The organism is Methylobacterium sp. JK268, assembly GCF_054052225.1.
On record NZ_JBSVZN010000009.1, the window covers coordinates 154,337 to 172,827 of the forward strand.

At 61.8% G+C, this 18,491-nt stretch carries 22 protein-coding genes; 18 read left to right on the forward strand and 4 right to left on the reverse strand.

Annotated features, from left to right (window positions below; translation table 11 throughout):
* Position 1 precedes the first annotated feature (1 nt).
* The 5 genes from ACW9J6_RS11895 to ACW9J6_RS11915 all read left to right on the forward strand — a co-directional run bounded on the left by ACW9J6_RS11895 (position 2) and on the right by ACW9J6_RS11915 (position 1,741).
* On the forward strand, positions 2-154 hold the full coding sequence (locus ACW9J6_RS11895) for a hypothetical protein (protein WP_457116680.1): 153 nt from the start codon (positions 2-4) through the stop codon (positions 152-154).
* Positions 151-450: a hypothetical protein gene (locus ACW9J6_RS11900; protein ID WP_457116681.1), complete on the forward strand. Its 300-nt coding sequence runs from the start codon at positions 151-153 to the stop codon at positions 448-450. The genes ACW9J6_RS11895 and ACW9J6_RS11900 overlap by 4 nt, the downstream gene beginning before the upstream one ends.
* Before the next feature lie 294 nt (positions 451-744).
* The gene (locus ACW9J6_RS11905) at positions 745-1,182 is read left to right on the forward strand and encodes a hypothetical protein (protein WP_457116682.1); all 438 of its coding nucleotides are present in this window, start codon (positions 745-747) and stop codon (positions 1,180-1,182) included.
* Positions 1,182-1,379 (forward strand): hypothetical protein, encoded by a 198-nt coding sequence (locus tag ACW9J6_RS11910; protein ID WP_457116683.1) that lies wholly within the window; start codon positions 1,182-1,184, stop codon positions 1,377-1,379. Before ACW9J6_RS11905 ends, ACW9J6_RS11910 begins: the two co-directional genes overlap by 1 nt.
* The gene (locus ACW9J6_RS11915; protein WP_457116684.1) at positions 1,376-1,741 is read left to right on the forward strand and encodes a LexA family protein; all 366 of its coding nucleotides are present in this window, start codon (positions 1,376-1,378) and stop codon (positions 1,739-1,741) included. Before ACW9J6_RS11910 ends, ACW9J6_RS11915 begins: the two co-directional genes overlap by 4 nt.
* A 26-nt stretch (positions 1,742-1,767) precedes the next feature.
* Here ACW9J6_RS11915 and ACW9J6_RS11920 read toward each other — a convergent pair whose 3' ends face one another.
* Both ACW9J6_RS11920 and ACW9J6_RS11925 read right to left on the reverse strand, forming a co-directional pair.
* Positions 1,768-2,190, reverse strand: a complete 423-nt coding sequence (locus tag ACW9J6_RS11920; protein WP_457116685.1) for a helix-turn-helix domain-containing protein — start codon at positions 2,188-2,190, stop codon at positions 1,768-1,770.
* A gap of 9 nt (positions 2,191-2,199) precedes the next feature.
* Positions 2,200-2,451 (reverse strand): type II toxin-antitoxin system RelE family toxin, encoded by a 252-nt coding sequence (locus tag ACW9J6_RS11925; protein ID WP_457116686.1) that lies wholly within the window; start codon positions 2,449-2,451, stop codon positions 2,200-2,202.
* Between the two features lie 89 nt (positions 2,452-2,540).
* On the opposite strand from ACW9J6_RS11925, the gene ACW9J6_RS11930 reads away from it, so the two are divergent.
* The 11 genes from ACW9J6_RS11930 (at position 2,541) to ACW9J6_RS11980 (ending at position 10,443) form a co-directional block, all read left to right on the forward strand.
* Positions 2,541-3,983: a helicase-related protein gene (locus ACW9J6_RS11930; RefSeq protein ID WP_457116687.1), complete on the forward strand. Its 1,443-nt coding sequence runs from the start codon at positions 2,541-2,543 to the stop codon at positions 3,981-3,983.
* The gene (locus ACW9J6_RS11935; RefSeq protein WP_457116688.1) at positions 3,980-4,939 is read left to right on the forward strand and encodes a DNA-methyltransferase; all 960 of its coding nucleotides are present in this window, start codon (positions 3,980-3,982) and stop codon (positions 4,937-4,939) included. Before ACW9J6_RS11930 ends, ACW9J6_RS11935 begins: the two co-directional genes overlap by 4 nt.
* 5 nt (positions 4,940-4,944) lie before the next feature.
* On the forward strand, positions 4,945-5,187 hold the full coding sequence (locus tag ACW9J6_RS11940) for a hypothetical protein (protein WP_457116689.1): 243 nt from the start codon (positions 4,945-4,947) through the stop codon (positions 5,185-5,187).
* A gap of 89 nt (positions 5,188-5,276) precedes the next feature.
* A complete protein-coding gene (locus ACW9J6_RS11945) occupies positions 5,277-5,519 on the forward strand; it encodes an HNH endonuclease (protein ID WP_457116773.1) in 243 nt (80 codons plus the stop codon).
* Complete coding sequence (locus ACW9J6_RS11950) at positions 5,516-6,457, forward strand: helix-turn-helix domain-containing protein (protein WP_457116690.1); 942 nt, start codon at positions 5,516-5,518, stop codon at positions 6,455-6,457. The genes ACW9J6_RS11945 and ACW9J6_RS11950 overlap by 4 nt, the downstream gene beginning before the upstream one ends.
* Positions 6,357-7,007, forward strand: a complete 651-nt coding sequence (locus ACW9J6_RS11955) for a hypothetical protein (protein ID WP_457116691.1) — start codon at positions 6,357-6,359, stop codon at positions 7,005-7,007. The genes ACW9J6_RS11950 and ACW9J6_RS11955 overlap by 101 nt, the downstream gene beginning before the upstream one ends.
* A gap of 84 nt (positions 7,008-7,091) precedes the next feature.
* Positions 7,092-7,508 (forward strand): MucR family transcriptional regulator, encoded by a 417-nt coding sequence (locus ACW9J6_RS11960; protein ID WP_457116692.1) that lies wholly within the window; start codon positions 7,092-7,094, stop codon positions 7,506-7,508.
* A gap of 71 nt (positions 7,509-7,579) precedes the next feature.
* On the forward strand, positions 7,580-8,203 hold the full coding sequence (locus tag ACW9J6_RS11965; protein WP_457116693.1) for a transcription termination/antitermination NusG family protein: 624 nt from the start codon (positions 7,580-7,582) through the stop codon (positions 8,201-8,203).
* A gap of 371 nt (positions 8,204-8,574) precedes the next feature.
* Complete coding sequence (locus ACW9J6_RS11970; RefSeq protein ID WP_457116694.1) at positions 8,575-9,495, forward strand: hypothetical protein; 921 nt, start codon at positions 8,575-8,577, stop codon at positions 9,493-9,495.
* A 2-nt stretch (positions 9,496-9,497) separates the two neighbouring features.
* On the forward strand, positions 9,498-9,971 hold the full coding sequence (locus ACW9J6_RS11975; protein WP_457116695.1) for a hypothetical protein: 474 nt from the start codon (positions 9,498-9,500) through the stop codon (positions 9,969-9,971).
* Positions 9,972-10,188: 217 nt separating this feature from the next.
* Positions 10,189-10,443: a helix-turn-helix domain-containing protein gene (locus ACW9J6_RS11980; protein ID WP_457116696.1), complete on the forward strand. Its 255-nt coding sequence runs from the start codon at positions 10,189-10,191 to the stop codon at positions 10,441-10,443.
* Positions 10,444-10,586: 143 nt separating this feature from the next.
* On the opposite strand, the gene ACW9J6_RS11985 is transcribed toward ACW9J6_RS11980, so the two are convergent.
* Entirely contained in the window at positions 10,587-12,152 is a 1,566-nt protein-coding gene (locus tag ACW9J6_RS11985) for an ATP-binding protein (protein WP_457116697.1), read from the reverse strand.
* On the reverse strand, positions 12,152-14,023 hold the full coding sequence (locus ACW9J6_RS11990; RefSeq protein ID WP_457116698.1) for a PIN-like domain-containing protein: 1,872 nt from the start codon (positions 14,021-14,023) through the stop codon (positions 12,152-12,154). Before ACW9J6_RS11990 ends, ACW9J6_RS11985 begins: the two co-directional genes overlap by 1 nt.
* A gap of 1,314 nt (positions 14,024-15,337) precedes the next feature.
* On the opposite strand from ACW9J6_RS11990, the gene ACW9J6_RS11995 reads away from it, so the two are divergent.
* On the forward strand, positions 15,338-16,984 hold the full coding sequence (locus ACW9J6_RS11995; RefSeq protein WP_457116699.1) for a radical SAM protein: 1,647 nt from the start codon (positions 15,338-15,340) through the stop codon (positions 16,982-16,984).
* Positions 16,984-18,489, forward strand: a complete 1,506-nt coding sequence (locus ACW9J6_RS12000) for an ATP-binding protein (protein ID WP_457116700.1) — start codon at positions 16,984-16,986, stop codon at positions 18,487-18,489. Before ACW9J6_RS11995 ends, ACW9J6_RS12000 begins: the two co-directional genes overlap by 1 nt.
* Positions 18,490-18,491: the final 2 nt, after the last annotated feature.

Sequence of the window (18,491 nt, forward strand, 5' to 3'; positions counted from 1 at the left end):
CATGCGCCTCCCTCTCGGCGCGATCGCGGTCGCGCACCTTGCCGTCGTCGTCGCGATCATCGGAACCGTGGCCGCGGTCGCGGTATCTCGGCTTCTTGTCCTTCCGGATCCCGTGAACGGCCCCGTCCGCGTCCTCACGGAGGCCAAGCCGTGACGACGCTCTCCCGCATCTCGCAGATGAGCCGCGCCGGTCACGTGCTCGCGTCGAGCAAGTTCCAGCTCACCCCGGCCAACCGTCTGCGCCAGATCCTCGAGGATGCCGGCGGCCGGGCGGAGATCGAGTACGACGAGCCCGCCCTCGAAGCCCTGATCCGCGACGCCGAGACGGCGCTGAGCCGCCTGCGCGCCGAGCGGCAGGCCCGCGGCATCCGCGCCGAGGGCGGCTACCTTCCCGTGCAACGCCGCCTCTCCGCGGATGGCGATGTCCTAATCGATTGGGGGCAGCGATGACCGCCCCATCGCAACGCGCGGCACTCCGCAGCGCGTCCGCCCGCTCCGGCATGCATCGCGACTCTTGCCTCGGTGCGGGCGGTCCCTTTTCCAGCTCGCGAGGCTGCACGGGCGAGAAGCCTCACCCGCGCGCGTACCTCCCCCTCGCGACACTCGCGGCCAGCCGCGTTCCGTCCGCTGGCCGCGCCTTTTCTGCTCCGCATGCCCCGGCCGGTCCGCCAAGATCTCGCCCGGGCACGCGTCTCGTGTGCGCTGTTGCAGCGCTCGTCGTCCTCGTCGCGGGGAGGCGCTGAGATGTCCTTCGCCCCCGCCATGTCCCTGTCCTCCTTCCCTGAAAATCAGTCCCCGATGTCCACAGCATCGGGGATCAAAATGGGAAAGTCTGGACATGATGTGCGAAAGTTTTCGCAAATCGACGCCCGAACATTAGCAGTACGCGTCTGCGCCTTCCTGCGGCGGATCTACCCGACGAAGACGGCCATCTACGTCGAAGCCGACACGGGCGTGCCATCAGGCACCGTCCGCAAGTGGCTGGAGCAAGGGCACTGCCCGTCCGGCCCGGCCTACGACGCGATGACCGCCACCTACGGCGTGCCGTTCCTCTGTGCCGTCCATCCCGATGAGCCCGACGCGTGGTTCCACCGGGTCCTGCGGGCGGAGCGGCAGGCCGCACTTGAGGAGCGCGCCGCGGCGATCGAGGCGCAGCTGGCCGACCTGAGGGGAGGGCGGTGATGCGTCCCCTCTTCCGGCTTGCCGCGAGCGCGCTCCGCCTCCTCGCCCTGCCTCTGCTCTGGATCGGTGAGGCGGCCGCCCCGGTGCTCGCCGCCGCTCGCTGGTGCGAGGACCGGGCGTGGGGCTTGGTGGGCCTCACGCCGCCCGAAACCGGCCGGCCCGCTCCGACCGATGCGAAGGCGGGAGGCCGGCGATGACCGCGCCCGTCGCCGGCATGGGCCTCACGCCGAAGGCCCTCGAACTGCTCCGCTACATCGGCACCTGCGTCGAGAGCCGAGGCGTCGCGCCCTCCTACCGCGAGGCCGCTGATGCGCTCGGCCTTGAGAGCGTCTCCGGCATCCACCGGATGATGCAGCAGCTCGAAGCCCGCGGGCACATCCGGCGCCTGCCGCACCGGGCCCGCGCCGTCGAGGTGGTGCAGCCCGTTCACGCTGTCACCCTCCCGCCGGCCGCCGAGGCGTGGCTCCGGATCGCGTCCTCGCGGGCCGGCCTGGAGCCCGCCGCCTACATCGCCAAGCTCGTCGAGGCGCAGCTTCGGAGCGGGAGCGCCTCGCTATGACGAAGCGCTTCATCCGGCTGCGCCGTTCAGGCCCCGACAACCCGCACGCGCTCCAGGCGTCGCAGCCAAGCCGGGTCCAGTTCCAATGCGGTCGAGATCCGATCCAGCACGTCGAGCGTCGGCACCTTCCGGCCCTGTTCGACCTCGCTGTAGTAGCCCTGGGTAATGCCTGCGGCCTGGGCGACCGCGTCCTGCGACAGGCCTCGGTGCTTGCGCAGTCCGCGCAGAACGCTTCCGTCGCCTTTGGCGGCTGCGTCCGCAAACCAGCCGGGCAGCCCGATTTCGCGGCCGGTTTCCAGATCGGCCTTGGCTTCGGCGGCAAGGAGAAGGGTCATCTCATCCTCTGCGTCCTCGTCACCGGCCCGGGCGCGGAGCGCCAGGTATTCCCGGCGGGTGATGACCACCAGCTCCTCGCCGAGGTCGGTGCGGATCATCTGCGGCTTCATCATGCACTCCGTTCAGCGATAGATCTCGCGCCGGTGGCCGGCGGCGAGGATGACGAGGCCGGTCGGGGTCTCCTCGAAGATCACCCGATAGTCGCCGTCGCGCATCCGCACGACCGGCGAGCCGACCATGCGCTTCACGTCGCCCTCGCCGGTCAGGCCGTAGCGCAGCAGCCGTTCGGTCAGGCTCTCCTGAACCGCCTCGGGCAGCTTGAAGAACTCTCGGCCCGCCGCCGTGGTGAAGATCAGCGTCTTGTTCATAGCCATAATATAGCTATGACGTTGGGTAAGCGCAAGCCCACCGCACTCCCCGCCCTCGACCGCCGCCACATCCTCAGCCGCTACGGAGCCCGTCCGTGACCGCGCTCGCCACCGCTCGCCCGCCGGAGCCGAATGCCCTGGACGCCTACCGCGCCATTATCGCGCGCAAGCGCGCCGCGGCCGAGCCGCAGGGCTTTCCGGATGTCGGCAGCCAGGACCTCCTCCCGGGTCTCTTCCCGCATCAGCAGCACTGCCTGGAGTTCGCCCTCCGCGTCGGCCGCGCCGCGATGTTCCTCGACACAGGCCTCGGAAAGACCGCCCTTGCCCTCGCCTGGGGCAACGCGGTCGCCCGCCGAACCAACCGGCCGGTGCTGATGCTGGCGCCCCTCGCGGTCGCGGCGCAGCACGTGGCCGAGGCCGAGCGGGTCGGAGTTGACGCCCGGCTGTCGCGCTTCGGGACGGTCCCCGATCGGCCCTGCATCGCGATCACGAACTATGAGCGGCTGGAGCGGTTCGACCCGGCCGACTACGCGGCCGTCATTCTCGATGAGAGCAGCATCCTCAAGAGCTTCACGGGCGCCACGAAGCGCAAGCTTGTGGAGGCGTTCGCGGCGACGCCCTACCGGCTCGCCTGCACCGCGACCGCGGCCCCGAATGACCACACCGAACTCGGCCAGCACAGCGAGTTTTTGGGCGTGATGCGGCCGCCGGAGATGCTGTCGCGGTGGTTCATCGCCGACCAGAACAACGCCGGCCGGTACCGGCTGAAGAAGCCCGCCGTGCGCCCGTTCTGGGATTGGGTCGCGTCCTGGGCCCGCTGCGTGTCGCGGCCGTCGGATCTCGGCTTCCCGGACGACGGATTCACGATGCCCGAGCTCGTGATTCGCCGGCACGTCGTGCGAGCGGATCGCACCACCGACGCAGGAGAGGAGAAGAACGGCCAGGGCCTGCTCTTCCGCATCCCCAACGCCTCGGCGACCTCGATCCATCGCGAGAAGCGCCTGACCAAGGACGACCGCGCTGCGCGGGTCGCCGAGCTGGTACGGGCCGAGCCCAACGAGTCGTGGATCCTGTGGGTGGAGACCGACTACGACGCGGACGCTCTGCACGAGGTCCTGCCGGAGGCGATCGAGGTCCGCGGCAGCCACCACGTCGATGTGAAGGAGGAGCGGCTGGCCGCCTTCTCCACCGGGCAGACCCGGATCCTCATCACGAAGCCGTCGATCGCCGGATTCGGGTTGAACTGGCAGCACTGCGCCCGCATGGCCTTCATGGGCCTGAGCTTCTCCTACGAGAGCTTCTACCAGGCGGTGCGCCGCTGCTGGCGCTTCCGGCAGCTGCGGGACGTCCACGCGCACGTCGTCTGCGCCGACACCGAGGCGTCGATCTGGGACGTCGTGAACCGGAAGTCCGGGGATCATGAGGCGATGAAGCGAGAGATGGCTGCGGCGATGGCCCGCGCCGCCCGCTCGCACCGCGTCCTCGAGACCTACGATCCGCAACAGGGAGCGCGCCTGCCGGCGTGGATGGTGCCGTGACCGCCAACGTCTTCAACTCTCATATCGGTCAGCACTTCGCCGCCTACAACGTCGATACTGTCGAGTTCACGGCAGAGATGCCGGACGACATCATCGACTTCTCTGTCTACTCGCCCCCGTTCTCGTCGCTTTATATTTACAGCGAGAGCGAGCGCGACATGGGCAATGTCGGCTCGGACGACGAATTCCAGGCTTGCTACCGCCACCTCGTGCGCGAGCTGTTCCGGGTGACCAAGCCCGGCCGGTTAACCGCGATCCACGTCAAGGATCTGGTCTACTACTCCAATGCGTCGGACCGGGGAGACCGCGGCCTGCGCGACTTCACCGGCGCCTGCATCCGCACGCACGTCGAGGAGGGCTGGACCTTCCACCGACGCATCACCATCCCGCGCTGCCCTGTGCGGGAGATGCAGAAGACGAAATCGGACCGGCTCCTCTATAAGCATTTCCGCACCGACGCGGCCCGCACGGGCGGCGGCCTGCCCGAATACGTCGTCGTGTTCCGGAAATGGGCCGAAGGCATGGAGGCCGTGCCGCCCGTCCTCCACGATCCCGAGCAGCACCCGCTGGAGAGCTGGCAGGCCCTCGCACAGTCGGTCTGGACAACGAATGGCGCAATCGTCCCGCCCGGCATGGAGTGGCTGATCGAGGATGTCTGGCCGGACACCGACGAGACCAACGTGCTCAACGTCAAGGTGGCTCGGGACGACGCGGCGGAGAAGCACCTCTGTCCGATGCCGCTCGACCTCACCGAGCGCCTGATCCGCCAATACACGAACCCCGACGAGACGGTCTATTCGCCGTTCATGGGAATTGGCTCGGAAGGGTACCAAGCCCTCTTGCAGGGGCGCCGCTTCATCGGGACGGAGCTCAAGCCCTCCTACTACGCGCAGGCCGTGCGCTACCTGCAGGAGGCCGAGCAGCGCGGCACCCTAACCCTTCTCGCCGCCGAGTAGCGGCCATGGACGCGCCTTCCGCTCCCACGATCCAGCAGCAGATCGACGAAGTGGAGTGCTGCCTTCTGTCGATGGAGGCGGCCGTCAGTGCGTGGGAGCGGGCGCCTGAGAAGCGGCGCGCCGTCGAGACGGGCTGCTGCCGGTCCAAGCTCGTGCCGCTGCGCGCGGCGGTCCGCACGCTCAAGACCGTCCGCGACAACGCCGACGAGTTCCGGGCTGCCCTCCAGGCGAAGCGAAGGGGGACCTGATGCCAGCTTGTAAGTGCGGCGGCGCCGAGAAGATGGACAAGACCGGCAAGGTTTATGTCGTCTGCACATGCCCCGACATGTTCGCGCCGATGCCATCCCTGAAGTACGGCATCAAGCAATCTGAGTGGAAGCAACTTCGCCTCCGCGTTCTCGCGCGGGACGGTTATCGCTGCACATATTGTGGATCTAGCCGCGCACCGCTTCAATGCGATCATATCGTTCCGTTCACGCGCGGTGGCACAAACGATTGTGATAATCTTACGACCGCATGTGGGAATTGCAATCGCAGCAAAGGCAACCGCCCTCTTGAGACGTGGGCGGGGCCTCGATGAGCATCTCGGCCCTGAACTGGGCGCTCAACGTCCAGGTCGGCAGCGCGAGCCAGAAGCTCGTTCTCCTGCTGCTGGCGAATTTTGCGGACGAGCAGGGCCGCTCGTGGCCGTCGCAGAAGGTGATAGCCGAGAAGGCGTGCCTCTCTGTCCGCAGCGTTGTCACGGCGCTCGCCGAGCTTGAGACCGCCGGCTTCATCCGACGCGAAGCTCGCTGGCGGCCTGGGGGCTCTCGTGGGACAGACATCATCCATCTCGCGATCGATGGACCAAACGCGCAAATTTTTCATCCATCGAGCAAAGGTGAAAATTCCGCACGTATGGGCAAACATGCAAAATCTGACGACCAAACACGCAAAAACGGCGCGAGCAAAGGTGCAAACGCTTCACCCCTCGCTACGCTTGAACCATCATCTGAACCATCAGAGACACCTTCCGAGGCTACCGCCTCGGGCAAGCCGGACGTGCCGGATTTGCCGGCCCCGCTCAGCCTGAAGGACCGGCTGTGGGCTGAGGCGAAACCGGGCCTGATGGGGCTCGGCGTCACCGAACGCGAGGCCGGCAGCATCATCGGGGGAGCCCTCAAGTTCTGCGGCGACCCCGGCCGGGTGCTGTGGGCCTGCGGCGAGGCGATCCGTGCCCGCACCGGCGACCCGCGGCCCTACGTGATGCGGCTGCTGTCGAGCGATCCGGCCGCCCGCGCTCCGCCCTCCGCCAAGCCCCTCTCCGCCGCCACCCGCCGCACCCTCCTGCTTCGCCAGATTGCCCGAGGCGACCATGCTCCCGACGAAGACCACGACGCAGGCGACCACGACGGCCCCGTCATCGACCACGAGGGCGATGGCCGACCTGATCGGCCGCTACAGCGCGCAGCTGGAGGAGATCCCCGGCGATTTCCGGCGCAAGGCCATCTCCGCCTCGCAAGCTCCCGGGACGGCTGACCGGGAAGCGCTCGCAGCAAGGCGCGATGAGCTCGCGGCGGCGCTCCGGCCCGGCCGGCGGGCCCACGCGCCGGCGATGGCTGAGCTGCAGCAGGCCTTCCCGGGCTACGGTGCCGACGACCTGGTCACCGCGGCGACGATCGACAGCTACGTGGAGGCGCTGACCGGCCTGCCGGCCTGGGCCGTCGCACGGGCCGTGCGGCGCTTCAGGGATGGTACCGCCGTCACACCCTGGGACCGCAACCGCTGCCCGACCGAGCCGCAGGTCGCGGCCGAGGCGCGCCTGCTGATGCGGCCGGTCGAGGCCGAGCTGCACCGGATAACCACCATCCTCGACGCCAGCATCCTGCCGGATCCGTCGCCGGAAGAGCGGGCAAAAGTTGCGAAGCTCGCCGCGGACCTCGCCGCGCATCTGCGCCAGCCACCGGGCGCCGAGAACGCCGAAGCCCATCTCGCCCGCATCGCCGAAGGCGGCATGGGCGGCCTCAAGCTCGATCCGGGCATCGCCGCACGCATGCGCGCCAAGGCCGGCAGCGCCGTGCCTGGCTGAGCTCCCCTGACACCCTCGCGGGCCAACTCTCCCACGCGGGCTCACCCCGAGGCCTCCGGCCTCTCTCACCGCAGGATCACCACCATGCCGTCCAACGACATCGACTCGGCCTTCTCCGGCCTCACCGCCTCGATCGTCGCCGCCTACGTCGCGAACAATCCGGTGCCGTCCGCCGCGCTGCCGGAGTTGATCGCGTCCGTGCACGCGAGTCTCGCGAAACTCGGCGCTCCCCAGGAACCCGTGGCAGAGCCGCTCGTCCCGCCGGTTCCGATCAAGAAGACCGTCACCCCGGACCACATCATCAGCCTGGAAGACGGGAAGCCCTACAAGTCGCTGAAGCGGCACCTGTCTGGACGCGGGCTCACGCCCGAGCAGTACCGCACGAAGTGGGGCCTGCCGGTGGACTACCCGATGGTGGCCGCGAACTACGCCGCGCAGCGCTCGGAACTCGCCAAGAGCATCGGGCTCGGCCGGAAGCCAGCCGATCGCAGCGCCGCGTGATCCTGCTGGCGGCCGGAGCTGATTCGGCCGCCGCTCACCCCTGATCCGTCGAGCAAGTCGGAACCAGTCCCATGAGCCGGAAGCGGAACCGCCGGAAGCATCGCGAGAAGGCCAGGTACAGCGATGCGAAGGTCACCCCAACGCACTTCATTCGGCTGGAGCGGTTGCGCGTCATCATCGACGCCGATCGCAGCTGGTACGTGATCCGGATCGATGGCCGGCAGGAGAAAAAGGTTCGCAGGGGGCTCGAGGCGGCGGGCTTCGCCGTCTGCTCGCCTGCTCACACGTCGGTGGTGGAGAGGGCAGGGCGGTTCCGTGAGCTGCGGCAGCGCGCTGCTCCTGGTTACCTGTTCGTGGGGGTGGAGCGAGGGATTGAAGGCCGCACTGCACTCTGGGCGTATCACGATCGCACAATGGCGAACTTGCCGTTGGTCAAGATCGAAAACAAAGATGACCATCGGATGATTTATGCACGTTGCCGGGGAGATGAGGAACGTCCTTTCTACGCCGTAATGGGGCCCGTCGAGCACGGTGACATTCAGAAATTCGTGGAGTGCGTTGGAGATGAACTCGTTGCGATTATATTCGATGGTTTTGACGCAATTGCGCATTTTCCCGCTGCTGCTGCCAACATTCTTGAAGGGCAGCAAATCGGCCTAATTAGACTCAATTCGACAGTCTATAATAAAACATAAATACCCATTACCCAATTTATTCGTCTGAAAATATGTCGACCTCATCATTCTATAGTTTTTCTTCATACTTAAGATCTAGTCTATTAAAACTTTGTTGTATTTTGTTTAGAACATTTTGGTCGATGCGATGTTCGGAGATCGACGATCATTTTTAGCAAATGTATGAAATTACATTGGGAAAAGCGACGGAATTCCACGCCAGCGAATGACAAATTATGACTGCATCGCCCATCAATGAAAAGATGCCTTCAAAGAGCCGGAGATTATATTGCATGGAGGGCAATTGACACGATTGGGCGCTTCCATTATCAATATATCCCTATGGCAGAGTTCAACAATTGTTTTTATGGATCAATAGGCGAACGCTGGCGATGATCGATAAAGTCCTTGCACTGAAAGTATTAAAATTCCTTAATCGGCCTTTCAGCGATTTTTATTCGGCATACAAACATGGAAGTCCAACGATAATTATATGTGGAAGAGGAGGAGCAGGAAAGTCAGAACTTATCAAGGCAATAAAAGAGAGGAAAATTCAAGATCCATCCTTGTATATACAGTCGATAGGTCGCGAAAACGGATCTGTCGGCAAGAGATTTTTCTTCAACGTGATTGCCTTACCTGGGCAAATGGCACTCCAAAAGTCAGAGATCTTAGACGATTTGCAGTCGATTGTCAATCCTATTTACAGGAGGAACGCACTTAAGGCTGAGCTAAGTGAGACATCACAGGACGCGTGGCTGTCGAAATTAGCGAACATTTTAAAAATTGAAGCGCAAGATTTGTTTTCTCGCGACGGTTCAGGGCGCTTGCTAGTCGTTCATTGTGTCTGTTTCGGATATTCGGCGCAAACGGAGAGGGAGGAAGCTCAATATGCTGAAAAAGAGTTTAGCGAATATTGTGAATATAGTAAGAAACAGGAAATCGAATACATAAAATTCGTACTCGAACAGATACCTTATGACATGAAATTCAAGCTGATTACTCTTGTGAATAAAAAAGATTTGTGGTTTGAGCGTAAACACGACGCAGCTTTATATTATACGGAGGGACTTTATGCCACTGAGGTGAATAATTTTATCAGAGGTAGATTTGGAGTTGAAGGCGGGAGAGTGCCGGCACAAGAGATTTTATATTGTTCCGTTGCGCGTGGGCCACTGAAAACTGCGTCCGGAAAAATTATAGCCCAGCCTACTGGTTGGTACGAGGAACATACCGCAAAAATTGAATTTGAACGAGTTCTTAATCAGTTAATACACGCAGTCGAATCTATGTCAAAGAGGCGAGATGCTTAATCATGAATGCAACCGAATATAAGCATGGCAGTAATCCTGATAAAAACGTGCCAATATTTTTAGGAATTTCCACGATTGGGCTTTTAGAAACGTATTTGCTAAATATACAAAACTCCAAGTTTCAAATTTTTTCCTATATTATAACGGCTGGCTTGGCAGTTTTTATGGCCTTAACTTTAAATACATGGTTCTGGATTTTATTCTTTTTTGCATTGGCATTCGCTATAGGTTCGATAACAAAACATTTTGCCCTCTTAACCCGAGCACAAGAGGCCGTTGTTTATTCTCGCAGAATATCTGCGTCGATAGCCAACTCTGCTGAGAGTGCTGACGCTGATAAGGGTAGTTCTTTAGCATTGCAATACAGAAATATTTTTGCAACATTGCATCATCTTTTGTTTAAAATTGACAACGAGACGTTGCGTTTCAAAGCAATAAAAGATAGAATTTTAAAAACTAATCAAAAGGGGCAATAAAGTAATGCGCTGCCGATAATAGCGGATCATTGTTGTGTCATACCGCCGCGCCTCGGCGGTGACTCGAACGTGAGTTGGTTGTGAGATACGTCCGTGCTTGCCTGGTGCGCGCGCAGCAGGAGGCCGCCATGGCACGACCGGGCCTGATAATCCGCACCGACCTTCGAACCCCACAGAGTTACGCCGCCTGGCTCGGCGCGAGCCCCGCCGACGCACGATGCAGCGGCTCCTGGCTGTGGCCAACGCGCTGGAGGGCATGAGCCGCGCCGATGCAGCCCGGGCGGCCGGGATGGAGCGGCAGGCCCTGCGCGACGCAGTGATGCGGTTCAGTGCCGAGGGACTGGCCGGGCTAGTGGATCGCCCGCACGGCCACAGGCGGGAGATCCTCAGCGAGGGCGAGCAGGCGGTGATGGTGCATCGGATCCTGGTCGGGCGCGATCCCGAGCGGGGGCAGCCACAGCCGCCTCGATGACCTGCTGGCCTGGGCCTATCGCGCCGCACCCGCGGCCAAGGCCTGAGAACACCGCATCACCAATGCTCCGCAAACATGACAGCAGTTAAGTCATTGGTAGACTGGATCATGCTCCGGCTGTCCGCTAATGAAATCTTACCGGACTAGCTAGGATCCTCGCCGGAAATTTCTCTTACAATATCTCGGGCTCGTTGCCAATCCGCCGGGGAGAGACGTTGTTTCAAGGCCCTATAAAGCTCCTGGGTAAAATCCGAAATGGCAACAGCTACTTCTTCTTCGCAGCCTTTGTGGGCTGGCGGATCTACCGCAAGCCCGTTTAATCCCTTTTTTAGCACGGAAACTGTCTCAGCAATGCTTCGAAGCGATGCTAATTCGCCCTCGTCGGCGACTTTGACAGCTTTGCTCAATCGGTTCTGCAGTTCATTGGCTTCCGAGATAGCTTGGGAAACGACATCCCAATCGGCACGCCTTTGCGCCACAAGTGAATCTGCGGTGCGCCGGAAATCGATCAGCCGCTTATTGAGGCTATCGATCGACAACTGATCGGCTTTTGACGTCTTGTAGGCGAGCTTTCCATATTTCGTGGCGACGAGCTCGTCGAGCTCGTTGCGGATCGCCTGCCACGACGGATCTTCTTCGAAGCCGTCACGCCGTGCATTTGGTATGGCCGCGTTCGGCCTAATGTGGATTTCGCCGACATACCAATCAACGAACCGCGAATACGACGTGCGAGGTTTGCCGCCTAGGTGAGAAACGGCGAGGATATCCCGGATGATATCTGTGCCGTCGATCTGGATGTTCCGCACGCGCACCCTAATCCCTTTGGAGCTGACGTCCTTGATGGCGCCGGATACCCGCTTCCGCCCGACCCAGCCCCACCATTTTCCTCTCGGAGAGGCGACGTAGTCGATGGTGATAGGTACGCGCTCATTCTTCACTCCGAAGTCTTTGCCATAGGGTTTGAAGAGCTCCTCGAACTCGGCATCACCCCCTTGGAGGAACACGCGCACCCACTCGATTGGAAAATTGTCACCGCGCGCGCGTTCCAAGATCGCGTCGCCGTGCGGGAATTCAGGGCTGTAAGGTAATGGCGAGACCTGGCTCACAAAGGTCTTCAAAGCTTCGCGACTCCTGCATTCGAGAGGGGGATTGAAGAAGCCTCGGAGACTCACTTCGAAAAAGTGGTGCATCGCATTCGGATCATCCTCATATTTAGCGGTAACGCAGCTCTCTAAGGTCTGCGCTGCGTCCGCTTCAGTTGACGCCTCGGGGGACATCTTCTCGCGCAATTTTCTTGCGTCGAACGTGACTACGGTCCTACGGGTCTGTCCCACAGCTTTCGTCGTGAAGCTCAGCGTGTCGCAGAAGACAATCCCGGCAAGCCGACCAATGCCGCGAAAGCCCGCGTTGCGCCGGTAATCTTTATTCGACGCGCCAACCGAAGCCAGAACTGACACGGCGTTCTCAGTGCGTAATCCACCGCCGTTGTCCCGTATCGTAAGGCCGTTCAGGTCATCATCGAGGACGATTTCGATCTTAGCCTCTGTGTCAGAGATCAGGTGGTCCGCGACTGCCTGGCGAAGCGAATCGAATCCATTCTGAATGTACTCGCGTATGGCGTTTCGAGACTCACCGTACATGCCAAGCGTGAGTGTTTCCAGAACGAAGGCGCCGAAGTGAGGTTTGAACGGTACGTTTTCAGTGGCCATCACTCCTCCTCGACGAGCTCGTCGTCCTCTTCATCTTCGTTACGATCGTCGTCAGCATCGTCAGCTGCTTCGTCGGTTAAATTTATCAGCGGAGGTGTGTGAGCCTCGGCTTGATCAAAGCGGCCAAGGTCGCGCAGACCCACTAGGTCCGGGATGAAGCGGAGGTCGTCGGCGTCCCCGCCTCGAATGTTGAGCGATGCGAACGGTAGGCCGTAGAAGCGCGAGACAACTCTCGCTAGATCACGAACCGTCGCTTTTGACGAACCAACGAGTTTCCGGAGCTGGTATTCCGGCCGAAGCTCGCCTTCGACGAGTAAGCCGTGCTGCTTGATGTAGATTTGGGTCAGGACGATCGGGTCCTGCTGCTGCTCGGCATTATGCTCGAATCGAGCTTCAAGCTCTTCGGGTTTGCCGCTCGGAATATAAAGTGCCGCGGACCGAAGCCGCTTGAGTTTGAATGCGAAACTTCGTAGCACGCAATACATTGCAGGGTCGGTTTGCCAATCAAAAATATCCTCAAGAAAGGGGCTTCTAGGTCGAGCAACAGGAGTTCCGTCGGTGAGGTAGGCGGAACAAAGGAAGCCCATATAGCTTGCTGCCGCAACGTCTGCTGTCATCTCATCAAGAAGGTTTAAAACCTTGTTCGTAGCGGCTACTACCGGACCGGTCTTCTCCCTAGCCTGATCGTGCAGCAGCCTCGTTAGGTTCGCTGCCTCATGCAAGCTCAACGGGGCGAGAGTATCGACCCCTAGTTTCTCGATGAAAGCGTCAATCTCTGGCGCGTCTTGGTCCAGGTCAGCCAGAAGTCCGGAAACGCGCTCGGCCGGGGTCGAGAGCGCTGCATCGAATAGGCGATTGGCGTCGGACAGGCCCAGCGTGGCCTGCTCGCGCCGCTTCTGCGCGCGCACGCTAATGGGACGGGGGGGAGGATCTACCCGTTCGAAATGTTCTGACTCGACAGAGATTGCGACCGCTGCAAGCCGCTCAAACCGCGGGCGACCGAATTTCCAGAGAAGCGCACCAAGATACAGCTCATCGAGGAGAAGAAGTTCGGCATTCGCTTCAGTCATAAGTTCGAAGGCGAGTGTTGGGTGGGGATCTGGTACCGGGAGCCACTTCGCTCGAACCCGCTTCCAGGCGAGGTCCAGCTCGGGTTCAGTGCCACCTACAAACCAATCCTCTTTGCGGTCGCGTGTCACCACGACAACCGCATCTGCACCTACGCTCTTCGCGTGCTTTACGACCTCCTGCCAGAATAGCAGATCTCCGTATCGATTGCTTCCTCTGAGTGGAGTGTCCTCTTTCGTTCGATCTAAGAAGCCTGGTGGAACGTCTTGCGTGTAACGAGCTGCTCCCACTGCACCTAGCGATGCCATAGACCTGAAAACAGTTCGGGCTTGGCAAGCGCGAGAATTCATCCAAGTGAGAACCTCAATCGCGCACTGCTCGTAATTCCATCGCTTTGCGGCGTCGCTCAGCTCCTTTAACGTTTCAAGGGCGTTGCCAAGTGAGTCCTGGTAGGCGGCCGCCGACTGGCCGGGGAGAAAAGGCTGATCGAAGTACTTGCGCGCCTCTTTCTGAAATTCCTTACCGGCAGCCGTCAGCTCGTCGGCCAGTTTCACCAGCTCCGAGCGAAGAGTGCCGTTGGCATGGTGACGGTAATATTCATGCATTGACCATAAGGGAACATGTGTGCGTTGATCAAGGGTATTTGCCCAATCCACGAACTGCGAGCGCGCTTGGCTTCCGACTCTAGTCAGCCACGTTAGGAATGATGTGTCGAAATATACGTGTGTGCTGCTTGCCGCGAGCAGACCGGCAGCACGCTTCGTAAATTCCTCTGGCGTTTCTGCCTTTGTTGTGATTCTCATTCACTCGTCTGCCCGACCTACAAGCGTCCATGTTGAAGTTGCCCGTGATCCGACCGGACACGATGCAAGCTGATTTTGAGCACAGATAAACTCGTGAGGCGAGCGCGTGCGCAGCCCTCGATGTGGATGGCGCTTGTCGTAGTCGGTGTTCCAAAGACCGTTCGCGCGAGCACGGTGGCGGCATTAAAGCAAGGCTGCATGCAGGGGTAGTCCCGTTTAAGCGTTTTCACGAAAGCCTCGTTCGCTCCGTTGCTCTCGGGAGAGCGGACAGGCGTAAGGCAAGTACGCGTGGTTCGCCCGCTTTCGCCACCTGCCCATCGGCTACGAGCATCGCACGGATATCGCGGGCATCTACGAGGGCTTCACCTCCTTCGCCGTTTGCCTCATCATCCCGCGCCAGATCAGACGGTTCGATAGGCACTCTTGTGCACGACCGGCCAGCTTGCCCCCGGGCTGGGTCGGCGCGATCCTTTCGGAATGCCCGACGACGACAGCTATCCGCCAGAGATCGTACGCGCTCTTGAAGGGGTGAGCCCGCCCGGGCGGCCGGCCAGCAACGTTGAGGACCGTGTCGTGATAGTCCGCCTGCGCGCAGACGGCGAACTGGTCGTCTCGTTGCCGGGATGCTTCCGCACGGTATCTTCGCGGCTCGGTCGAAGCAGGCCCGAGCCGCCGGGCAGTGGGTCGCCGCACTCGTCGAGGAGGCCCTGCAGGCGAGGTAGCGACCCGATGGCGGTGAGCACTGAGCAGCGCGCCGCCGACCGCGTCCCGCTAAAACGGCCCGGAGCGCGCTGGTCCGCCCCCCTAGCCTCTTCGACACGAAGCCTCTGCACCGCCTCACCCGGAGGACAGAGCGTTACCGAGGGGCTCCGGGTGCGATACCGGTACCTTGTCGTTGAGGGCTATCTCGAGAGGTCTTGGCACGCTGACGCCGTAGCCGCCTGACACCTCGGCCGGCGAGCCTGCCACCTACCGGAACCTGGGCAGCGACGGCGTGAAGGCGGCACACTGTAAAGTTCGCGTTGCCGCGGCAAGGGCCTGCCATCTAAGCCCCAATGTGGAACACCGGGAGAGTTTGGCGCCCCCTCCGCATCAAGGATTTTTTCCGAAACAGCCTCGATTGTGTCGCCAGCGGCACGACCGGCCAGGGAAGCCTTTGGCCTAGTTGGCCTGGGGTTGGTACGCACTTGAGCTTCGGCTTGCGGCGGTTTCTAAACGTTGGGGACAGGGCGCCGGACCGGCGCCTCGATGGAAGAGGTTCGGCTGGATCGGCACCGCGATTGAGCCTAAGGTGCCGCGTGGAGCGCTGATTGAATGCCAAACAAGAAAATTCTTCTCCTAGAGCCAGGGTACCGGAATAAGTACCCGCCGCTGGGTCTGATGAAGATTGCCCAGTATCATGGGCCGAATGGCAAGAAGGATCAAGTCCATTTCGTGAAGGGCGTCGACAGGTCGCTCATGATGACGGCCTGGGATCGCATATACATCACCACGCTGTTCTCGTTCGAGTTCAAGGCGATCGCGGAGACCGTTGATTTCGCGGTCGACCTCGTCCAGGGACAGACGCAACGGATCTTCGTCGGCGGCATCGCTGCATCCCTGATGCACGAGCGGTTCTTGGCCGAGCCGAGGTGGCGCGGAATCCGGTTCATCAAGGGCCTTCTAGATAGGGCGCCCGCCACCGCACTCGATCTCGACGCCTTCGACGGCGACTTCTACGCCGACGACACGGCGGGCAAGCCAATCGAGGACCTCATCCCCGATTACGACATCCTCGACCAGTCGAGCTACAAGTACCCGGTCCGCGACGCTTACTTCGCCTATGCGAGCCGCGGCTGCATCCGGAAGTGCCACTTCTGCGGTGTGCCGAAGCTGGAGGGGGCACAGCGGGACGCAACGCCGCTTACGGAGTTCGTCCGCGGGGTCGACGCACTATACGGGCCGAAGCGCGACCTCATCCTCATGGACAACAACGTTGTCGCCTCGGCGCGCTTCAAGGAGATCATCGCCGAGATCCGCGACCTGGGCTTCCTGCCGGGCGCGAAGCTCAAGCGAGAGGATGAGCGGGTCCCTTCCCAGCGGCGGGTTGACTTCAACCAAGGGGTCGATGCTCGCATCCTGAGCAAGGACAGGATGTACCTGCGCGAGCTGTCTTCGATCTGCCTCAGCCCCCTCAGGATCGCGTTCGATCACCTCGGTCTGAAGGATCCCTACGAGAAGGCTGTCCGATACGCGCATGAGTTCGGGTTGAACGACCTGTCGAACTACATGCTCTACAACTTCCACGACAGCCCGCAGGACCTGTTCGAGCGCATGTTCCTGAACGTGCGCCTAAACGAGGAACTCGGCATCCGGATTTACTCGTTCCCGATGCGATACCAGCCGACGAACCTGCCGGACCGGTCGCACATCGGAGCCAAGTGGAATCGGTACTACCTGCGCTCTGTCCAAACGGTGCTTCAGGCCACGCATGGCGTGGTCTCGGGGGAACCGGACTTCTATAAGGCTGCGTTCGGGGGCAGCCACGAGGCCTTCGAGGAGATCCTCTCCCGCCCCCACCACATGATCTTCAACCGTCACTACTACGAAAAGTACGAGGGCCAGGGCGAGTTCAACGAGTTCCAGGCCGCGTCCGCTAAGCTCTCGTCCTCGGAGCGCACGGAGCTTCTCACCTTCCTATCGGACCGCAACCCGGCGGAGTATGCCCGCGATCTGAGGGACCTTCCGCCAAACATCGCGCGCGTCGCACGCTTCTACCCGCCCCTTCCGAAGGACCGGGAACTTGCGATACGGCGAGTGCAGAAGTCGCGCCTGAAGAACGAGCCCGTGGTCGACATCCGCCTCACTATCGAGGAGGTCGTGGAGGACGCGGGCCTAGACGATGACGGCATCCTGCCGGCAGAGACCTCACCGCCCGAAACGACACGCCGCCGTCCGAGGCAGGCGAAGGAGGCCGCCTGATGAAGCCCAGCGTTGTTCAGGGGCGGGACCCCGCTCACACCCCGACGCGCGTCGAGGAGGACGTCGTCCGGATCGGGAAGGACGTCATAGAACTCATCACGTCCGGAATGTACGTCTCGCCGGTCACGATCTACCGCGAGTACCTTCAGAACAGCGCCGACGCCATCGACGCAGCCCGGAAGGTCGGGTTGCTGGCCCCCGATCAAAGGGGCGACGTCGTCATCAAGATCGACCACAGCACCCGCTCGGTCACCATCCGCGACGACGGTATCGGCATCGCTCCGAAGGAAGCCGTCCCGGTGCTTCTGGCCATCGGCGGCTCGCCCAAGCGCGGCTCGTCCGCGCGCGGCTTCCGGGGCGTCGGTCGCCTGTCCGGCCTCGCCTATTGCCGTGAGTTGGAGTTCCGCACGAAGGCCGCGGGCGAGACCTCGATTGTCTCGGTCACCTGGGACTGCCGGCTCCTCCGCAGCCGGCTCGCGGACGGGACGTTCGGGGGCGATCTGCAGCGGATCGTGGCCGACGCAGTCTCGATCCACTACGAGATGGCCTACGAGCCCGACGACCACTTCTTCGAGGTAGTCATGCGCGACGTCGCCCGGCATCGCCAGGACATGCTCCTGAACGAGAAGCTGATCGGGCAGTACCTCGGCCAGGTCGGTCCCGTGCCCTTCAATCCCGGCTTCTCATCGACAGAGATCGACGCGCACCTCGCGCGACATGGGGCTCGGGTCCCCCCTGTCAACCTCACGATTCAAGGAGAGCCGATCTACCGGCCCTATCTCGACGAGATGACGGTCCCGGGGACAACTGCCCCGCTCCGGATAGAGAACATCGAACTGCTGGAGTTTGCCGACGTCGACGGCGAGGTCGGAGCGGTCGGATGGCTCGGACACCACGAGTACACCCGAAGCATTCCGATCGGCCTCGGCGTGCGCGGTCTCCGTGGCCGGATCGGGGACGTCCAGATCGGCGAGGCCAATCTCTTCGAGGACGTCTTTAAGGAAACTCGGTTCAACGGCTGGACAATTGGCGAAATCCATGTCCTGGACCGCCGCATCGTTCCTAATGCCCGGCGTGATAACTTCGAGGTGACCCACCACTCCTATAACCTGCTCGCGCAGATCGGCCCGGTCACGTCGCAGATCGCTCACCGATGCCGCACGTCTTCCGTGTCCCGGAACGCGGCGCAGATCATCCGGAACGTGCTCGCCGAGGTCGACGCTCGCCTAGCTGAGGAAAGGCCCTTCGACCCGGCCGAGGCCTCACGGCTTCGCTCTTCGGTGTTGCGGGCGCAGGTCAAACTGAAGGGGATAGCGGAAGAAAACGACCGCGCGGATTTGGCCGCCGGGCTTGATCGAGCCGCCTCCGACTTGGGCGCGATTCGTCCTGCCGCCGGCGCGTCGGTGATCGCGCTCGACGAGGCCCTCGCGCTAATCACAAAGACGGTCACGAACAGAGAGCAAGCGAAGAAGCTGGCGGAGTTGTTCCGCCAGCTCTGCGGCTGACC